Here is a 15,841-nt window from a genome sequence, read left to right on the forward strand (position 1 = left end):
ATGCCAGCGAATGATATCGACTGGCATGTCCTGGAAGATGCGGCAAAGCAGGCCATGCAACGCGCCTACGCGCCGTATTCCAAGTTCCCGGTGGGGGCTGCGGCCCTCACCGAGGACGGCAGGATCGTCAGCGGCTGCAACGTAGAAAATGCCAGCTATGGGCTGACCCTCTGCGCCGAATGTGCACTGGTTGGCCAGCTCCACATGACAGGCGGCGGCAGGATCGCCGCGTTTTACTGCGTGGACGGCCAAGGAAACATCCTCATGCCATGCGGAAGGTGCCGCCAACTCCTTTACGAGTTCAGGGCACCAGGGATGCAGCTCATGACAACGCAGGGAATCAAAACCATGGACCAGGTGCTGCCGGATGCTTTTGGTCCTGAAAACCTGGAGGAAACCACGTGACAAGCACTGAAGCGTTCGACGCCGTCCAGATCATTTCCATCAAGCGGGACAAGGGCACGCTTACTCCCGAGCAAATCGACTGGACCATCGATGCCTATACCCGCGGCATCATCGCCGAGGAACAGATGGCCGCACTGAACATGGCCATCCTGCTCAACGGCATGGACCGCGCCGAGATTTCGCAGTGGACGTCCGCAATGATCGCCTCTGGTGAGCGGATGGACTTTTCGTCCCTGACAAGGCCCGACGGCGGCCGGAAGGCTACCAGCGACAAGCACTCCACCGGAGGGGTGGGGGATAAGATCACGCTGCCGTTGGCGCCGCTGGTGGCTGTGTTCGGCGTCGCGGTTCCGCAGCTGTCGGGCCGCGGCCTCGGCCACACCGGCGGGACGCTGGATAAGCTGGAAGCCATTCCCGGTTGGCGCGCCAACCTGAGCAACGACGAAATCATGGCGCAGCTCCAAGACGTCGGAGCGGTCATCTGTGCCGCAGGCTCAGGGCTCGCCCCGGCGGACAAGAAACTCTATGCCTTGCGCGACGTGACAGGCACCGTTGAAGCCATCCCGCTGATTGCTTCGTCGATCATGAGCAAGAAGATCGCCGAAGGTACCGGTTCGCTGGTTTTGGACGTCAAAGTGGGTTCGGGCGCGTTCATGAAGGACGAAGCACGGGCACGTGAGCTGGCTGAGACCATGGTGGCTTTGGGCAAGGATGCAGGCGTACACACCGTCGCGCTGATCACGGACATGTCCACGCCGCTTGGATTGACTGCCGGTAACGCCATTGAGGTGGAGGAATCAGTGGAGGTCCTTGCCGGCGGCGGTCCGGAAGACGTGGTCGAACTGACCGTCCGCCTGGCCGAGGAGATGCTGGCCGGTGCCGGCATCCACGACGCCGATCCCGCAGCCGCGTTGAAGGACGGACGCGCCATGGACGTCTGGAACCGGATGATCGAAGCCCAAGGTGGAGATCCCCGGGCCGCGCTGCCCGTGGCCAGGGAATCCGAGGTTGTCTACGCTCCGGCGGACGGCGTCCTGGTGGGATTGGACGCACTTTCCGTGGGTGTTGCGGCTTGGCGCCTGGGTGCCGGCCGGGCACGCAAGGAAGACCAGGTCCAGGCCGGGGCGGGTGTCCGATTGCACGCCAAGCCTGGTGCGCTGGTCCGTGCGGGGGAGCCTTTGATGACCCTCCTGACGGACACTCCGGAGAAGTTCGAACGGGCAAAGGAAGCACTTCAGGATGCGGTGGTGATTGCGCCTGAGGGTTCCCGCCCGGCGCATCAGCTCATCATCGACCGCATCGCCTAGGCTTAAGTGTTCCGGGCTGTTCCCCGTGGAACAGCCCGGAACACCAGTCATCCGGCGCCTGTGGGGGAGCCGGCTACCGTAAGGAAACCGTGCAGGGCATCAACGATTTCATCCTCGCCGCGGCGGAGCAGCCCTGGGTGTTGTTCCTGGTGCTGGCCTGCTGCGTCATTGATGGCTTTTTCCCGCCCATCCCCAGCGAATCAGTGGTGGTGGGCCTGAGTGCCGTCTCCGGCAGCAGCGGTGCCCCCAACGTGTGGCTGCTGGGTGTGATGGCCGCCGTCGGGGCGTTCTCCGGGGACAACATCGCCTACATCATTGGCAACCGCATAGGCATCCAGCGGTGGCGGTGGATGCGCACGCAGCGCATGCAGGGCGCTTTCCGTTGGGCGGGCAAGGAACTTCGACGCCGGTCTGCCTCGCTCATCATGGTGGCCCGCTTCATCCCCATCGGGAGGGTGGCAGTTAATCTGACGGCCGGTGCCACTCACTTCCATCACCGCCGCTTCGTTGCCCTCACTGCGATGTCCGCCATCCTTTGGGCCAGCTATTCGGTGGTCCTGGGTTACTTCTTCGGTGTGTGGTTTGAGCACAACCACCTCCTGGGCGCGGTCATAGCCATCGTGGTGGCCGTGATCCTGGGGGTCATCATCGATCGCATCATCAGCAAAGTCCGGGGTTCCGTGCCCTTGGACGGAAAAAACATCCCCGAGGAAGACGCCCCGACTCCACCCACGGTATGACGTGTCCAGCCCCGGAAGATCAGTCCGGCGGTTGACGACCCCAGCGTCCGCTTGGAGATAGCGTTAAACGCGTGATCCCAAGGCTGGGGCGTAGCGAACGACGCCCCGGCCGTGGGACACTAGAGCGACTTCCGTCACACCGTCAAGTCACATTCGTCTAGGAGCTACCCCCGCGTGGAGTTTTTGAATCAAATGCTCGAGCATGCAGCCGGGCAGCCCTGGATATACCCGGTACTTCTGGTCTTCTTTTTCATTGACGGATTCGCCACCATTCTCCCCAGCGAAACAGCCATAGTGGGGCTCTCGGCGCTGTCCCTTCACAGCGGAGAACCCAATCTGTGGATCCTGGGAGGAACCGCCCTGGTAGGCGCCATGGCCGGCGACAACATGGCTTACATGCTGGGCCGGAAGATCGGCCTCACCCGCTGGAAGTGGATGCGGCGGCCAAAGGTCCAGAAAATGTTCGCCTGGGCGCAGTATGAGTTGGACAAGCGTGGCGCGGTGCTCATTTTCACGGCCCGCTACATTCCGTGGGGCCGTGTGGCGGTGAACTACGTCGCCGGGCAAACCGGATTCCGCCACCGCACCTTTTTCTGGTTGGACGCTTTCGCCTGCATCACGTGGGTGGGCTACTCCATCGGCATTGGCCTTCTGGCAGGTCAGTGGGTGCACCACAACCCGCTCCTCGGCGTGGGCATTGCCGTTGCGTTCGCTGTGGTTCTCGGCATCGTGGTGGACCATGCACTGCGCTGGTGGCACAAGTACCTTGAGAAGAAGGATGTGGCCCGTGAAGCGGCCGCAAGCAGCGAAGTGAAGGTTGCGGAGCCTGCGGATCTGTCGCAGAAAGCAGTTGCAGGCGCGGACCTCTCCAAGCCTGCTGGCTAAGCATCTGCCGTCCCCCTACAGTTAGTACGTGACTGAGCCCATTCTTGACGCTGCCCCTGCCCTTGACTTCGATCTGAAGAGCCTGCCCAAGGTTTCCCTCCACGACCACCTGGACGGAGGACTCCGCCCGGCCACCATTATCGAGCTGGCAGAGGCCGCCGGCCACACCCTGCCCTCCACGGATCCTGTGGCGCTGGGCGAATGGTTCCGTGAATCGGCCGACTCCGGTTCGCTGGTCCGCTACCTCGAAACGTTCGACCACACCGTGGCCGTCATGCAGACCAAGGAAGGCCTGTTCCGGGTCGCCAAGGAATTCGTGGAAGACCTGGCCGAGGACGGCGTGGTGTACGGCGAAGTCCGCTGGGCACCTGAACAGCACCTTCAGCAGGGCCTTACCCTGGACGAGGTTGTCGAAGCCGTCCAGACAGGCCTTGAAGCCGGAATGGATTCCGCCGAAGAACGCGGCCAGCAGATCCAGGTGGGGCAGCTCATCACTGCCATGCGGCACGCTGATCGCGGCCAGGAAATCGCAGAACTGGCTGTCCGCCACAGGGCCAACGGCGCCGTTGGCTTCGACATTGCCGGCGCTGAAGACGGCTTCCTGCCGTCCCGCTTCAAGGACGCCTTCACCTACCTTGCCGAGAACAACTTCCCGGCAACAGTCCACGCCGGCGAGGCAGCTGGCTTGGACAGCATCCAGTCCGCTTTGGTGGACGGCCGCGCCTTGCGCCTTGGCCATGGCGTCCGGATCGCCGAGGACATCTCGGTGGAGTTTGAGGACAACTCCGACGACGACGGCGAGGACACCATCGGCATGGTGACCATCGGCAGCGTGGCAGCATGGGTTCGCGACCGCGGAATCGCCCTGGAAATCTGCCCTTCCTCCAACCTCCAGACCGGTGCCATTTCCGGCTTTGGCGACGGCATCGAAAGCCACCCGGTGGACATGCTGTTCCAGCTCGGCTTCAACGTCACCATCAACACGGACAACCGCCTCATGAGCGGCGTGACGCTTACCGACGAGTTCGAACTCCTGGTGGAGACCTTCGACTACGACCTCGATGATCTGCTCGAGCTGACGCTCAACGCGGCCGAGGCAGCGTTCCTGCCGCTGGACGAGCGTGAAGCCTTGGTTGAGTACATCAACGATGCCTACGCCAACCTCGGCTAATTCTCCGCTGGACCAGCTGCTGGGCACCATTGCGGCGCTGCGTGAGCACTGCCCATGGATGGGTGGGCTGACGCACGAGTCACTGGTGGAGTACTTGATCGAAGAAGCCTATGAAGTGGTGGACTCGATCGAAGCCGGTGCGGTGGATGATGAGCTCCGTGGCGAGCTGGGCGATGTGCTGCTTCAAGTAGTGCTGCACGCCCGGCTCGCCGAGGAGCGCGGCAGCTTTGATTTCGCTGCGGTAGCCCGGGGTATCAACGACAAGATGGTCCGACGCAACCGGCACGTGTTCAAGGCGGACGGTTCACTGCAGGACAGTTTTCCGTCCAGCGTCGAGGAAATCATCGTCAAGTGGGATGCCGCCAAGCGGGCCGAGAAGCCGGAGCGGAAAGACCCCTTCGAGGGTATCCCGCCGCACCTTCCCGCTTTGGCTGCGGCGCAGAAGTCCCTGGACCGAGCGGTACGCGCGGGCTTGGACGTTGACGCTCAAGGTGACTTGGCCGCCGTCGGACTTCCCGTGGTCCCGGCCTCGGAAGAGGCCCTCGGCGAGCTGCTGCTCGCGGTGGTCGCCGGCGCCCGTGAGCAAGGACTCGACGCCGAACGGGCCCTCCGTGCCGCGGTTCGATCGTTTCAGAACAGCCAGGCGCAGACTTCATGACGTGAGCCGTCGGAAGCCGTGCCGTAACGTAAGCCACTCTCGACTACGCTAGTAGCGACGAGGACGTTGAGAATTTCCCTCCACATTCCTGTAATTCGCCCATAAGGAGCACATCCATGGCGCTTATCGATGCCATCCACGCACGCGAGATCCTTGATTCCCGCGGAAACCCGACCGTAGAAGTTGAGGTCCTGCTCTCCGACGGCCAGATCGGCCGCGCAGCAGTTCCCTCCGGTGCCTCCACCGGCGAGCACGAAGCCGTTGAGCTTCGCGACGGCGACAAGGGCCGTTACCTCGGCAAGGGTGTCCAGAAGGCCGTTGACGCCGTTATCGACGAGATCTCACCGGCCCTGATTGGTTTCGACGCCACTGACCAGCGCAGCATCGACCAGGCCATGATCGACCTGGACGGCACGCCCAACAAGGGCAAGCTCGGCGCCAACGCCATCCTGGGTGTTTCCCTGGCCGTGGCCAACGCTGCAGCAGCTTCGGCCGACCTGCCGCTCTACAAGTACCTGGGTGGCCCGAACGCCCACGTCCTGCCCGTTCCGCTGATGAACATCCTCAACGGTGGCTCGCACGCCGACTCCGATGTGGACATCCAGGAATTCATGATCGCCCCGATCGGCGCAGAGACCTTCTCCGAGGGCCTGCGCTGGGGTGTAGAGGTTTACCACAACCTCAAGGCTGTCCTTCAGGAAAAGGGCCTGTCCACCGGCCTCGGCGACGAGGGCGGCTTCGCTCCCAACCTGCCGTCCAACCGTGCAGCTCTGGACCTGATCCAGGAAGCCATCAAGAACGCCGGCTACACCCCGGGCACGGACATCGCCCTTGCCTTGGACGTTGCATCCTCTGAGTTCTACAAGGAAGGTGCCTACCAGTTCGAAGGCAAGGCACTTTCTGCCACCGAGATGAGCGCCTACTACGCTGAGCTCGTTGCGGATTACCCCCTGGTTTCCATCGAGGACCCGCTGGACGAGAACGACTGGGAAGGCTGGAAGACCCTCACCGACACCATCGGTGACAAGGTCCAGCTTGTTGGCGACGACCTCTTCGTCACCAACCCGGTCCGCCTGCAGCAGGGCATCGAGACCGCTACGGCCAACTCCCTCTTGGTCAAGGTCAACCAGATCGGTTCCCTGACCGAGACGCTGGACGCCGTTTCCCTGGCCCAGCGCTCCGGCTACACCACCATCACCTCGCACCGCTCCGGCGAAACCGAGGACACCACCATTGCTGACATCGCCGTTGCCACCAACGCGGGCCAGATCAAGACCGGTGCCCCCGCCCGCTCCGAGCGCGTAGCAAAGTACAACCAGCTGCTCCGCATCGAAGAAGAACTCGACGACGCCGCACGCTACGCCGGCCGCAGCGCGTTCCCGCGTTTCAAGGGCTAGCATTCCGCGAAAACAGCTGACCGGTGGCTATGGTGGAAAGACCATGGCCACCGGTTCTGTTTAACGCGGGCCAGGTCAGAAACAGCAAGCGCAGCAAACCGCCAGGCAAGCACCGGGCATTACAGGAGTGTCATGGCCACCCGTCGTCCAAAGGTTCCCAGGGCCGACGCCCTTGGCCGTCCGTCCAGCGGTGCCCTTCCCGCCGGTGATGCCCTCAGGGGTCCTGAGGCCGCAGGCTCCGAAGGGGCCGATGTCATCAAGGCCGAGTTCGGCGGCGCGCGTGCCTCGTCAAAGACACCGACGACGACGGATGGCGGCAAAGCTTCGTCCGCTGGCAGCAAGACGTCTACCGCCAGCAAGAGTTCCGCAGGCAGGAAACCTGCGGGACCCTCGACAAAAGCCGGGGACAAAGGTTCGGGAAAACAGGGATCCGAAAAGCCAAGCCCAACAGCCAAGGATGACCGCGATCTGGATCCCGTACCGGCCAAGGCGTTCTCCGGCCGGATGCTCGCACTGGCTGTGGTGATGATTGCCATCACCATTCTGCTGGCCCCCACTGTGAAGATTTTCCTGGAGAAACGCGCCGAAATCTCCGCGCTGGAAGCGGAAATTGCCGGCAGGAAAGCGGAGCAATCCGAGCTGAACAAACAGCTCTCCCGGTGGCAGGACCCCAACTACGTGAAACAGCAGGCCCGCGACCGCATTAACATGGTTATGCCGGGTGAAACAGGTTACTGGGTGTTTGGGGGAGAAGAAGCCGCCGGCACACCGGGTGGCCGCACCGGCTCCGGATCGTCGGCAAACCCGGAGAATCTGCCCTGGGTGGATGCTCTCTGGGAGTCAATCAGACGATCGGCAACTGACTAAACGCGGTGCCCGCCGCCGTCGTGTCCGCATGGGACATGACAAAAGGGGCAGGAAGGTTGGCAGCGCAAGTGGAAGAGAACACGGCAGCCGTGCCGCAGGAATCCCGCCAGCCATCAGCACACGATCTTGAGGTCCTGAGCCGACAGTTGGGCAGGCCGGTCCGGGATGTTGTTGAGATCCCGGCCAGGTGCGTCTGCGGTAACCCCTTGGTGGCCGCTACTGCTCCGCGGCTCAGCAACGGAACACCGTTCCCCACCACGTTCTACCTGACCCATCCGGTCATCACGTCCGCAGTGTCACGCCTTGAAGCGGGCGGGCTCATGACTGAGATGAACGAGCGACTGACCGCCGACCAAGAGCTGGCCGGTGCCTACCGGGGCGCCCATGACGCTTACCTTCAGGCTCGCAACGAGATCGCCGGCCGCTCCGGCACCGGAGCCGTGCCCGAAATCGACGGCATCTCCGCCGGTGGCATGCCCACCCGCGTGAAGTGCCTGCACGTCCTGGTAGGTCACTCGTTGGCTGCCGGACCGGGCGTCAATCCGCTGGGCGACGAAGCCCTGGACGCCATCACCGAGTGGTGGACCAAGGACCGCTGCTATTGCGACGGCGCCTGGGACACTGCCGGCGAGGCTCCTTCGCGGGACTTGAGCCGCCATGGTCCGCAAGGATTGCCGGACATCGTGGGGCGTCCCGCGCCCGTGCGGAAGTCAAAGACCGAGTCCCACGGCGAGCAGGAAGGCACCGCATGAGCCGCGTGGCTGCCATTGACTGCGGAACCAACTCCATTCGCCTCCTCATCGCCGACTCCTCGGTTGAGGCGTCGGAGAAGGATGGGCCAGGTCCGCTGACCGATATCGTGCGTGAAATGCGCGTGGTGCGGCTGGGCCAGGGCGTTGATGCCACTGGCGAGTTGGCTCCAGAGGCCTTGGAGCGCACGTTCGCCGCAACCCGGGACTATGCCGCGCTCATCAAGGAACACGGTGCCGGGCGCGTTCGTTTCGCGGCCACGTCGGCCACTCGTGATGCCAGCAACCGCCAAGTCTTTGTGGACGGTATCCGGGAGCTCCTGGGCGTGCAGCCGGAGGTCATTTCCGGTGACGAGGAAGCTGCCCTGTCCTTCGCGGGAGCCAGCAGCGTCCTGCCCGCCACGGGAAAGGACCCCATTCTGGTGGTGGACCTTGGCGGCGGCAGCACTGAATTCGTTGTGGGTGATTCCAGCGGCGTTATCGCGGCCCGCTCGGTTGACATCGGCTGCGTGCGATTGACCGAACGTCACCTCCGCAGCGATCCGCCCACCGCTGCGCAAATCGCCGCAGCAGAGGCCGACGTCGACGCCGCGCTTGATCTTGCCGCGCAGACAGTGCCGCTTGACCGCGCCACTGCCGTGGTTGGTGTCGCCGGTTCCATCACCACCATCACCGCTCACGCGCTGGGCCTGAGCGAATACCAGCCGAACCGCATCCACGGCGCTTCACTGGACCTGGAAACCATTAGCGACGCGTGCACCAGCCTGCTGGAAATGACGCGGGACGAACGTGCCGCGCTGCCGTACATGCACCCGGGACGCGTGGACGTCATCGGAGCCGGAGCCCTGGTGTGGCGCCGCATCCTGGCCAGGCTGTCCGCCGTCAGTAACGGGGCCATCCGTACAGCTGTCTCCAGCGAACACGACATCCTGGACGGCATCGCCCTGAGTATCCGGGATGGCCAATGACATTGCGACATCGTCGTACCCTCTCCGCTGCGCTTGCCACCACCCTGGCCGGCGGGGCGCTGGCGGGTGCGCTGTTGTCGGCTCCGGCCGCCAATGCAGACGCGTGGCGGGACAAGGAGTACTGGCTCAAGGAATCGGGAGTCACCAACGCCTGGCAGGTCTCCAAGGGCGCCGGAGTCAAAGTTGCGATCATCGATAGCGGTGTTGACGGAACCCACCCTGACCTCAAGGGTGTGGTGGTCGGAGGGACAGATGTCTCAGGGGCCGGCGCTCCCAACGGACAAAAGAGCATCGGCGCCAAGACCGAGCACGGCACGCTGGTGGCTACGATGCTGGCCGGGCGCGGCCACACCACGCCCACCCCTTCGCCCTCACCGTCGGCATCTGCGTCAGCGGCTCCAGCGCCGCCGCCACCGCCACCAACTACGCCGCCTGCCGGGGGACCGGACGGGATCACAGGAGTTGCGCCCGAAGCTGAGATCCTGGCCATCTCAACCTGGCTCGGCTCGCCCAACCCGGGCGGCAAGACGGACCAGGAACAAATACCCGAGGCCGTGCGCTGGGCCGTGGACAACGGCGCAAAGGTTATCAACATTTCCCTGGGCAGCACTTCGCCTGACTGGCCGCAGAGCTGGGACGCAGCGTTCCTGTACGCAGAGCAAAAAGATGTGGTGATCGTTGCGGCCGCCGGAAACCGCGTGGGTGGCAACATCCAGGTTGGTGCCCCGGCCACCATCCCCGGCGTTCTCACTGTGGCCGGGCTGGACGGCGAGGGGCGCGCCAGCGTGGACTCATCGTCCCAAGGCATCAGCATCGGAGTGGCCGCCCCTGCGGAGAAACTGGTGGGCGGCATTCCCGGCGGCTCGTATGCCGAGTGGGCGGGAACGTCCGGAGCGGCTCCCATCGTTTCGGGTGTGGCAGCACTCATCCGTTCAAAGTGGCCGGAAATGAGCGCCACCCAGGTCATCAACCGGATCGTCAGCACTGCCAAGGACGCGGGTGCTCCAGGCAAGGACCCTCTTTATGGCTACGGCATCCTCGACGCTGAGGCCGCGCTGAAGAATGACGTGCCAACCACCAGCACCAACCCGTTGGGTTCCATCGGGGACTGGATCCGTGTCCATCGCCGCGGCGTCTTCTCCGAGCCCTCACAGGCGCCCGTGGCAAGTCCCACAAGCGCCCCTCCCACGCTCGCCGATCCCACCGTCCCTGTTGCGAAGACGCCGGCGACCATGGATGACGCCCTTCCTGCCGCCGTCGTGCTTGGTTTTGGCGCCTTGTTCGCTGCGATTCTGACGGGTGCTGCAATCCAGTTGCGGAGGGTCTCAAAGAACCCGCCGGCGGTGCCCGAGGAAGCTGAAACGGGCGCCCTTTTGAAGGTGGATCCGCCCGGCAGGACGTAGTTAGTGAAGATTTTCACAAAGTACTGTACTCTGGACTCATGGCAACCACCCCAGAGCTCATTGACCGTCCCCGGGTTCTCGTCGTCGGCGGCGGCTACGTCGGCCTGTACGTAGCACTCAAACTGCAGAAGAAGATCGCGAATGCAGGCGGAATCGTCACCGTCGTTGATCCACTGCCGTACATGACCTACCAGCCCTTCCTCCCGGAAGTAGCCGGTGGCAACATCGAGGCACGCCACGCCGTCGTCTCCCACCGTCAGCACCTCAAGCAGACTGAGCTCATCCAGGGCCGCGTCACCAGCATCGACCACGCCAACCGGACCGCGGTTATCGCCCCGTCCGATGGCGGCGAGAACTTCGAGATCCCGTACTTCGATGTCGTGATCGCAGCAGGCGCCATCACCCGTACCTTCCCCATCAAGGGCCTCGCGGACAAGGGCATCGGCCTGAAGACCATCGAGGAAGCCGTTGCACTGCGCAACAAGGTGTTGGAGCGCATCGAAGCCGCGTCCACCATGACTGACCCCGCAGAGCGCGCCAAGGCACTGACCTTCGTTGTTGTTGGCGGCGGTTTTGCAGGCATCGAATGCCTCACCGAAATGGAAGACCTTGCCCGCGCCGCTGTACGGAACAACCCGCGCATCCGTCAGGAAGAAGTCCGCTTCATCCTGGTTGAAGCCATGGGCCGTATCATGCCCGAGGTCACCGCTTCGCAGGCCGAGTGGGTTGTGGAGCACCTCCGCAGCCGTGGCATCGAAGTACTCCTGAACACTTCCCTTGACAGCGCTGAGGGCAACCTCAAGCTGATCAACCTCCCGGACAAGACCCCTGCCGGCGAAGTTGACGCGGACACCTTGGTATGGGCTGCCGGCGTGCAGGCCAACCCGATGATCCGCTCCACCGACTTCCCGCTGGAACCGCGTGGCCGCGTCCGTGTCCTCCCGGACCTGCGTATCGCAGGCGACGAAGGCATTGTGGAGAACGCCTGGGCCGCCGGCGACATCGCCGCCGTTCCGGACCTCACGGGCAAGGGCCTGCCGGACGGCACCTGCGTCCCCAACGCCCAGCACGCACTGCGCCAGGCAAAGAAGCTCGCAAAGAACCTCTGGGCTTCCCGCTGGGACAAGCCGCTGCACGACTACAAGCACAAGAACCTCGGTGCCGTAGCCGGATTCGGCGAGTGGAAGGGTGTTGCAAACATCAACCTGCTCGGCCGCATCGGTCTCAAGGGCGGCCTCGCGTGGCTGGCACACCGTGGTTACCACGGCATGGCCATGCCCACGGTTGAGCGCAAGTTCCGTGTGATCTTCGGCTGGATCCTGGCCTTCTTCGCCGGCCGCGACACCACGCAGCTGATGGACCTGGACAACCCGCGCGGTGCCTTCGTGGCCGCAGCCACCCCGGCTCCCAAGCCCGCCGCCGCACCGGCGCCGGTGGAAGCCAAGCCGGTTGCCGAGGAAGTCAAGACTCCGGTAACTGCTGACGCCAAGTAGTACACGTACGACGGCGGCCGTCCCCTTGAGGGGGTGGCCGCCGTCGGCGTTTAAACCGTCGGCGTAAAACGGTGGCACCGCGGCTGCGCCCTAGACTGTTGCCATGTCAGGCGAAACCGATCTGAAGACACTCCTGGAATCCCTCCATCCGGTAGCCCGCGACGGCGAGTACGTGTATGCCCTGTGGCCGCATGGTCGGCCATTGGAAGGCGGCATTGAAGCGGCCGTCCGTGAGGCCGAGGGCCTGACGGTTGTCCTTCACCGCGATGAAGCAGATTCGTTGGGCCTTAGCTACGATTTCGTGGCTACCTGGATCACGCTGCAGGTCCATTCGGCCCTGGAAGCCGTGGGTCTGACGGCAGCTGTCAGCGCGGCGCTGACGCACGCCGGCATCAGCTGCAACGTCCTCGCCGGTTTCCACCACGATCACCTTCTGGTGCCGTCGGCAGATGCGGGCCGGGCCATGGATGTGCTGCGGCTCCTGGCACGGGGTGTGGTGCTGCGTTCTGAGAAGCCGGAAGATCGGCCGGAGATCCTGGAGCTTACGGCCCGGGCGTTTTCCGTCTCTCCCGTGACTGGCGAACCCGTTGAGGGCACCCCGATTGAAGTGGGGCTGCTGCGGGAGCTTTTCGAGTGCAGCGAGTACATTCCGGAGCTCAGCATCGTGGCGGAGATGGGTGGTGAAATCGTGGGGCATGCCATCAGCACGCGGGGCTGGATCGAGGACCTGGAACTGGTTGCCCTCGGTCCGATCGGCGTGCTTCCTCCCTTCCAGCGCCGTGGAGTGGGTTCTGCATTGATGCGCGAGACAGCGGCCCGCGCCACTGCCCTCGGAGAGCCCGGGATCGCCCTGCTCGGCAGCCCTCTCTACTACCCGCGCTTCGGATATGTGCCGGCCACCTCCTTGGGCGTTGAACCGCCCGAGGCGGTGTGGGGCGATCACTTCCAGTTACTGACCCTGCCGGGATGGCCCGATGACGTCCGCGGCACCTTCAGCTACGCGGAGCCGTTCAACCGGCTCTAGCTGGGATACCATGGTCCGGGCGCCCCAGTAGCCCAATTGGCAGAGGCAGCGGACTTAAAATCCGCGTGTTGTGGGTTCGAGTCCCACCTGGGGCACAAATGCAAGGCGAGAGCTCTTTCTCCCTTCCTGTGCGTCCATCCCTTCTTCAGCGCCTTTTCCCAGCAAGCTCGTAGATTCCCCACAGGCAACGAGTGTTATAGGGATGTGACCTGAATCACTTATGTTCGCCCGGCAATTGCACTAGTTTGAGTCTTAATCAGGAACACCTGAGTAATCGCATCAAAGGCAGTTCGCACCTTTCGATCGAGGAGACAACGAATGTTTGATCTTTCCCCAGCGGCGCCCCGAGCCGCCAAGCTAACAGCGCTTGGCATTGGGGTCGCTCTCTTGGCCACGGCTTGTGGTGGGTCTTCTACACCTACCCAGACTGGGTCTCAATCCGCCGCCGCAGCAGGCATCGCCTGCCCGGCACCGAGCGGCGGGGCGGGAGCCGGCAACAGCCAGGCTGCCACCAACACGGGATCCGTACCTCCCTCGACCACCACCACGGCTACGCCGCTTAAGCTTGGATCGCTCCTGCCGACGACGGGGTCGCTGGCGTTCCTCGGCCCACCCGAAATCGCTGGTGTCAACCTCGGCGTCAAGGAAGTCAACGACGCCGGTGGCGTTCTTGGTGCTCCTGTGGAAGTTGTCCACCGCGACTCCGGCGACACCAAAACTGACATCGCTACCCAGTCCACCACAGCCCTGCTGGGCCAGGGTGTGAGTGCAGTTATCGGCGCCGCTTCCTCCGGCGTTTCCAAGACTGTCATCAACCAGATCACCGGCGCTGGCGTCATCCACTTCTCGCCGGCGAACACCTCACCGGACTTCACCACGTGGGATGACAAGGGCCTCTACTGGCGCACGGCACCGTCCGACGTCCTGCAGGGCAAGGTCCTCGGGAACTACATGGCTACCTGTGGTGCCCAGACCGTGGGCATGATCGTTCTCAACGACGCCTACGGAACCGGCCTCCAGAAGAACGTCAAGGAAGCCTTCGAGGCAGCCGGCGGCAAGGTTGTTGCTGAAGAGCTCTTCAACGAAGGTGACTCGCAGTTCAGCAGCCAGGTGGACAAGGTCCTCGCAGCCAAGCCGGATGCGATCGCCTTGATCACGTTCGACCAAGCCAAGAGCATCGTGCCTCTGATGACCGGCAAGGGCGTCAAGCCCACGCAGCTGTTCATGGTTGACGGCAACACCTCGGACTACAGCAAGGACTTCCAGGCAGGCACCATGAAGGGCGCACAGGGAACCATCCCCGGTACGTTCGCCAAGGATGCCTTCAAGCAGAAGCTCCTCGCAATCGATCCCGCACTGAAGGATTACAGCTACGCAGGTGAGTCCTACGACGCCGTGAACCTGATCGCGCTTGCCTCTGAGGCAGCCAAGAGCACCAAGGGCACGGACATCGCGGCCAAGCTCAAGGAAGTCTCTGAAGGCGGCGAGAAGTGCACGGACTTCCCGTCCTGCGTCACCCTGCTCCGCGAGGGCAAGGATATTGACTACGACGGACAGTCCGGTCCGGTAACGTTCTCCGATGCCGGTGACCCCACCGAGGCATACATCGGTATCTACGAATACCAGGACGACAACACCTACAAGCCGGTCCGCGAAGAATTCGGCAAGCTCTAAGCCGAACACGAGCTAGACCGCAGTCAGCAACAGGTCCCCTTCCTCACAAGGAAGGGGACCTGTTCCGCGTTAACCCCGGCTGTTACACAGGCGGTAGACCTACCATGTCCTCATGAAGCCAACCCGGGAAGCACGCTCCATTGCAGTAGTCATTAACGCCGGTTCACGCAAAGGCTCCGCAGCTCAGAAGCTGGTGGCCGAGAGCCTCGCAAAGGCGGAGCTCCCGGTCTCCGCGGTGTATACGGCGCATGGCGGCGGGGAACTCCGCCGCACCTTGGAGCAAGCGGTGTCCGATGGGCACGATTTTGTGGTGGTTGGGGGAGGCGACGGAACGGTTGCCTCCGCGGCCGGACTCGTGGCGGGTACCGACGTCGTGCTGGGTGTGCTTCCGCTGGGCACCGCCAATGACCTGGCAAGGACGCTGGAAATCCCCCGGGACCTGAGCCTTGCCTGCGCTGCCTTGGCGGATGGAAAAGTAGTGGACATCGATCTCGGGCGGGCGAACGGCCAACCCTTCCTCAACGTGGCTTCAGCCGGCCTGTCCGTGGCAGTCACGCAGGCGCTCAGTCCGCGCCTCAAACGACTCATCGGGCCCCTGGCATATGGTGTGGCCACGCTTCGCTCCTACGCCACGCACAAGCCGTTCCACGCCCGCCTCGAGTTCCCGGACGGGGACCATGAGCCAGTAGAGCTGGAGGACCTGTTGCAGGTGGCGGTGGGAAACGGAAGGTACTACGGAGGCGGCAACGCGGTCTCTCCGACAGCGGGGATCGATGATCACACCCTGGATATCTATGCGATCCTGGCTGCGCCGCTGCGGGAGCAGGCAAAGATCGCGCGTTCGCTGAAGAACGGCAAGTTTGTGGAAAACGAGCAAGTGCACCACCTCACCAGCCGGAAAGTCAGGCTGGTGACAACTCCGCCACTGCCGGTGAACCTCGACGGCGAGATCACCACCAGCACGCCCACCGACTTCACTGTTGAGCGAAACGCGGTGCACGTGGTGGTGCCGAGGAACAGCAGCAGCGCGACGTTTGAGGGCCGCAGCTGAACTGTCTTGAACGTACCTGGACGCGCCGAAGGCCCGGCTCCGGCGTGAC

At 63.6% G+C, this 15,841-nt stretch carries 15 protein-coding genes and 1 tRNA gene; all 16 read left to right on the forward strand.

What is annotated here, in order from left to right; genetic code table 11:
* The 16 genes from ARUE_RS05995 to ARUE_RS06070 all read left to right on the forward strand — a co-directional run bounded on the left by ARUE_RS05995 (position 1) and on the right by ARUE_RS06070 (position 15,792).
* Positions 1 to 405, forward strand: a complete 405-nt coding sequence (locus ARUE_RS05995) for a cytidine deaminase (protein ID WP_014921089.1) — start codon at positions 1 to 3, stop codon at positions 403 to 405.
* Positions 402 to 1,712, forward strand: a complete 1,311-nt coding sequence (locus ARUE_RS06000; RefSeq protein WP_014921090.1) for a thymidine phosphorylase — start codon at positions 402 to 404, stop codon at positions 1,710 to 1,712. Before ARUE_RS05995 ends, ARUE_RS06000 begins: the two co-directional genes overlap by 4 nt.
* A gap of 89 nt (positions 1,713 to 1,801) precedes the next feature.
* Positions 1,802 to 2,452 carry a DedA family protein gene (locus ARUE_RS06005; RefSeq protein ID WP_011773990.1) on the forward strand — a complete coding sequence of 217 codons (651 nt, stop codon included), beginning with the start codon at positions 1,802 to 1,804 and terminating at the stop codon, positions 2,450 to 2,452.
* Between the two features lie 192 nt (positions 2,453 to 2,644).
* On the forward strand, positions 2,645 to 3,337 hold the full coding sequence (locus tag ARUE_RS06010; RefSeq protein ID WP_011773991.1) for a DedA family protein: 693 nt from the start codon (positions 2,645 to 2,647) through the stop codon (positions 3,335 to 3,337).
* A 28-nt stretch (positions 3,338 to 3,365) separates the two neighbouring features.
* Complete coding sequence (locus ARUE_RS06015) at positions 3,366 to 4,508, forward strand: adenosine deaminase (protein WP_011773992.1); 1,143 nt, start codon at positions 3,366 to 3,368, stop codon at positions 4,506 to 4,508.
* Complete coding sequence (locus tag ARUE_RS06020) at positions 4,486 to 5,166, forward strand: MazG nucleotide pyrophosphohydrolase domain-containing protein (protein WP_043469908.1); 681 nt, start codon at positions 4,486 to 4,488, stop codon at positions 5,164 to 5,166. The genes ARUE_RS06015 and ARUE_RS06020 overlap by 23 nt, the downstream gene beginning before the upstream one ends.
* Before the next feature lie 116 nt (positions 5,167 to 5,282).
* The gene (eno, locus tag ARUE_RS06025) at positions 5,283 to 6,563 is read left to right on the forward strand and encodes a phosphopyruvate hydratase (protein WP_011773994.1); all 1,281 of its coding nucleotides are present in this window, start codon (positions 5,283 to 5,285) and stop codon (positions 6,561 to 6,563) included.
* A 132-nt stretch (positions 6,564 to 6,695) separates the two neighbouring features.
* Complete coding sequence (locus ARUE_RS06030; protein WP_014921092.1) at positions 6,696 to 7,430, forward strand: FtsB family cell division protein; 735 nt, start codon at positions 6,696 to 6,698, stop codon at positions 7,428 to 7,430.
* Between the two features lie 68 nt (positions 7,431 to 7,498).
* Positions 7,499 to 8,182, forward strand: a complete 684-nt coding sequence (locus tag ARUE_RS06035; protein WP_187329930.1) for a DUF501 domain-containing protein — start codon at positions 7,499 to 7,501, stop codon at positions 8,180 to 8,182.
* Positions 8,179 to 9,147: a Ppx/GppA phosphatase family protein gene (locus tag ARUE_RS06040; protein ID WP_043469911.1), complete on the forward strand. Its 969-nt coding sequence runs from the start codon at positions 8,179 to 8,181 to the stop codon at positions 9,145 to 9,147. The genes ARUE_RS06035 and ARUE_RS06040 overlap by 4 nt, the downstream gene beginning before the upstream one ends.
* Positions 9,144 to 10,550 (forward strand): S8 family serine peptidase, encoded by a 1,407-nt coding sequence (locus tag ARUE_RS06045; protein ID WP_014921094.1) that lies wholly within the window; start codon positions 9,144 to 9,146, stop codon positions 10,548 to 10,550. Before ARUE_RS06040 ends, ARUE_RS06045 begins: the two co-directional genes overlap by 4 nt.
* A 38-nt stretch (positions 10,551 to 10,588) precedes the next feature.
* Entirely contained in the window at positions 10,589 to 12,043 is a 1,455-nt protein-coding gene (locus tag ARUE_RS06050) for an NAD(P)/FAD-dependent oxidoreductase (RefSeq protein WP_011773999.1), read from the forward strand.
* A 103-nt stretch (positions 12,044 to 12,146) separates the two neighbouring features.
* Positions 12,147 to 13,067: an N-acetyltransferase gene (locus tag ARUE_RS06055; protein ID WP_014921095.1), complete on the forward strand. Its 921-nt coding sequence runs from the start codon at positions 12,147 to 12,149 to the stop codon at positions 13,065 to 13,067.
* A 21-nt stretch (positions 13,068 to 13,088) separates the two neighbouring features.
* Positions 13,089 to 13,162: transfer RNA gene (locus ARUE_RS06060), tRNA-Leu, on the forward strand.
* Between the two features lie 223 nt (positions 13,163 to 13,385).
* The gene (locus tag ARUE_RS06065; protein WP_014921096.1) at positions 13,386 to 14,741 is read left to right on the forward strand and encodes an ABC transporter substrate-binding protein; all 1,356 of its coding nucleotides are present in this window, start codon (positions 13,386 to 13,388) and stop codon (positions 14,739 to 14,741) included.
* 112 nt (positions 14,742 to 14,853) lie between these two features.
* A complete protein-coding gene (locus tag ARUE_RS06070) occupies positions 14,854 to 15,792 on the forward strand; it encodes a lipid kinase (protein WP_011774002.1) in 939 nt (312 codons plus the stop codon).
* Positions 15,793 to 15,841 lie beyond the last annotated feature (49 nt).

Source organism: Arthrobacter sp. Rue61a (genome assembly GCF_000294695.2).
Classification (GTDB): domain Bacteria; phylum Actinomycetota; class Actinomycetes; order Actinomycetales; family Micrococcaceae; genus Arthrobacter; species Arthrobacter aurescens_A.

What these genes read in the sequence shown, in the direction of transcription:
- eno (WP_011773994.1), top strand. Translation starts at nt 5,283, where the DNA reads ATGGCGCTTATCGATGCCATCCACGCACGCGAGATCCTTGATTCCCGC.
- ARUE_RS06020 (WP_043469908.1), top strand. Translation starts at nt 4,486, where the DNA reads ATGCCTACGCCAACCTCGGCTAATTCTCCGCTGGACCAGCTGCTGGGC.
- ARUE_RS06030 (WP_014921092.1), top strand. Translation starts at nt 6,696, where the DNA reads ATGGCCACCCGTCGTCCAAAGGTTCCCAGGGCCGACGCCCTTGGCCGT.
- ARUE_RS06055 (WP_014921095.1), top strand. Translation starts at nt 12,147, where the DNA reads ATGTCAGGCGAAACCGATCTGAAGACACTCCTGGAATCCCTCCATCCG.
- ARUE_RS06070 (WP_011774002.1), top strand. Translation starts at nt 14,854, where the DNA reads ATGAAGCCAACCCGGGAAGCACGCTCCATTGCAGTAGTCATTAACGCC.
- ARUE_RS05995 (WP_014921089.1), top strand. Translation starts at nt 1, where the DNA reads ATGCCAGCGAATGATATCGACTGGCATGTCCTGGAAGATGCGGCAAAG.
- ARUE_RS06010 (WP_011773991.1), top strand. Translation starts at nt 2,645, where the DNA reads ATGCTCGAGCATGCAGCCGGGCAGCCCTGGATATACCCGGTACTTCTG.
- ARUE_RS06065 (WP_014921096.1), top strand. Translation starts at nt 13,386, where the DNA reads ATGTTTGATCTTTCCCCAGCGGCGCCCCGAGCCGCCAAGCTAACAGCG.
- ARUE_RS06040 (WP_043469911.1), top strand. Translation starts at nt 8,179, where the DNA reads ATGAGCCGCGTGGCTGCCATTGACTGCGGAACCAACTCCATTCGCCTC.
- ARUE_RS06045 (WP_014921094.1), top strand. Translation starts at nt 9,144, where the DNA reads ATGACATTGCGACATCGTCGTACCCTCTCCGCTGCGCTTGCCACCACC.
- ARUE_RS06050 (WP_011773999.1), top strand. Translation starts at nt 10,589, where the DNA reads ATGGCAACCACCCCAGAGCTCATTGACCGTCCCCGGGTTCTCGTCGTC.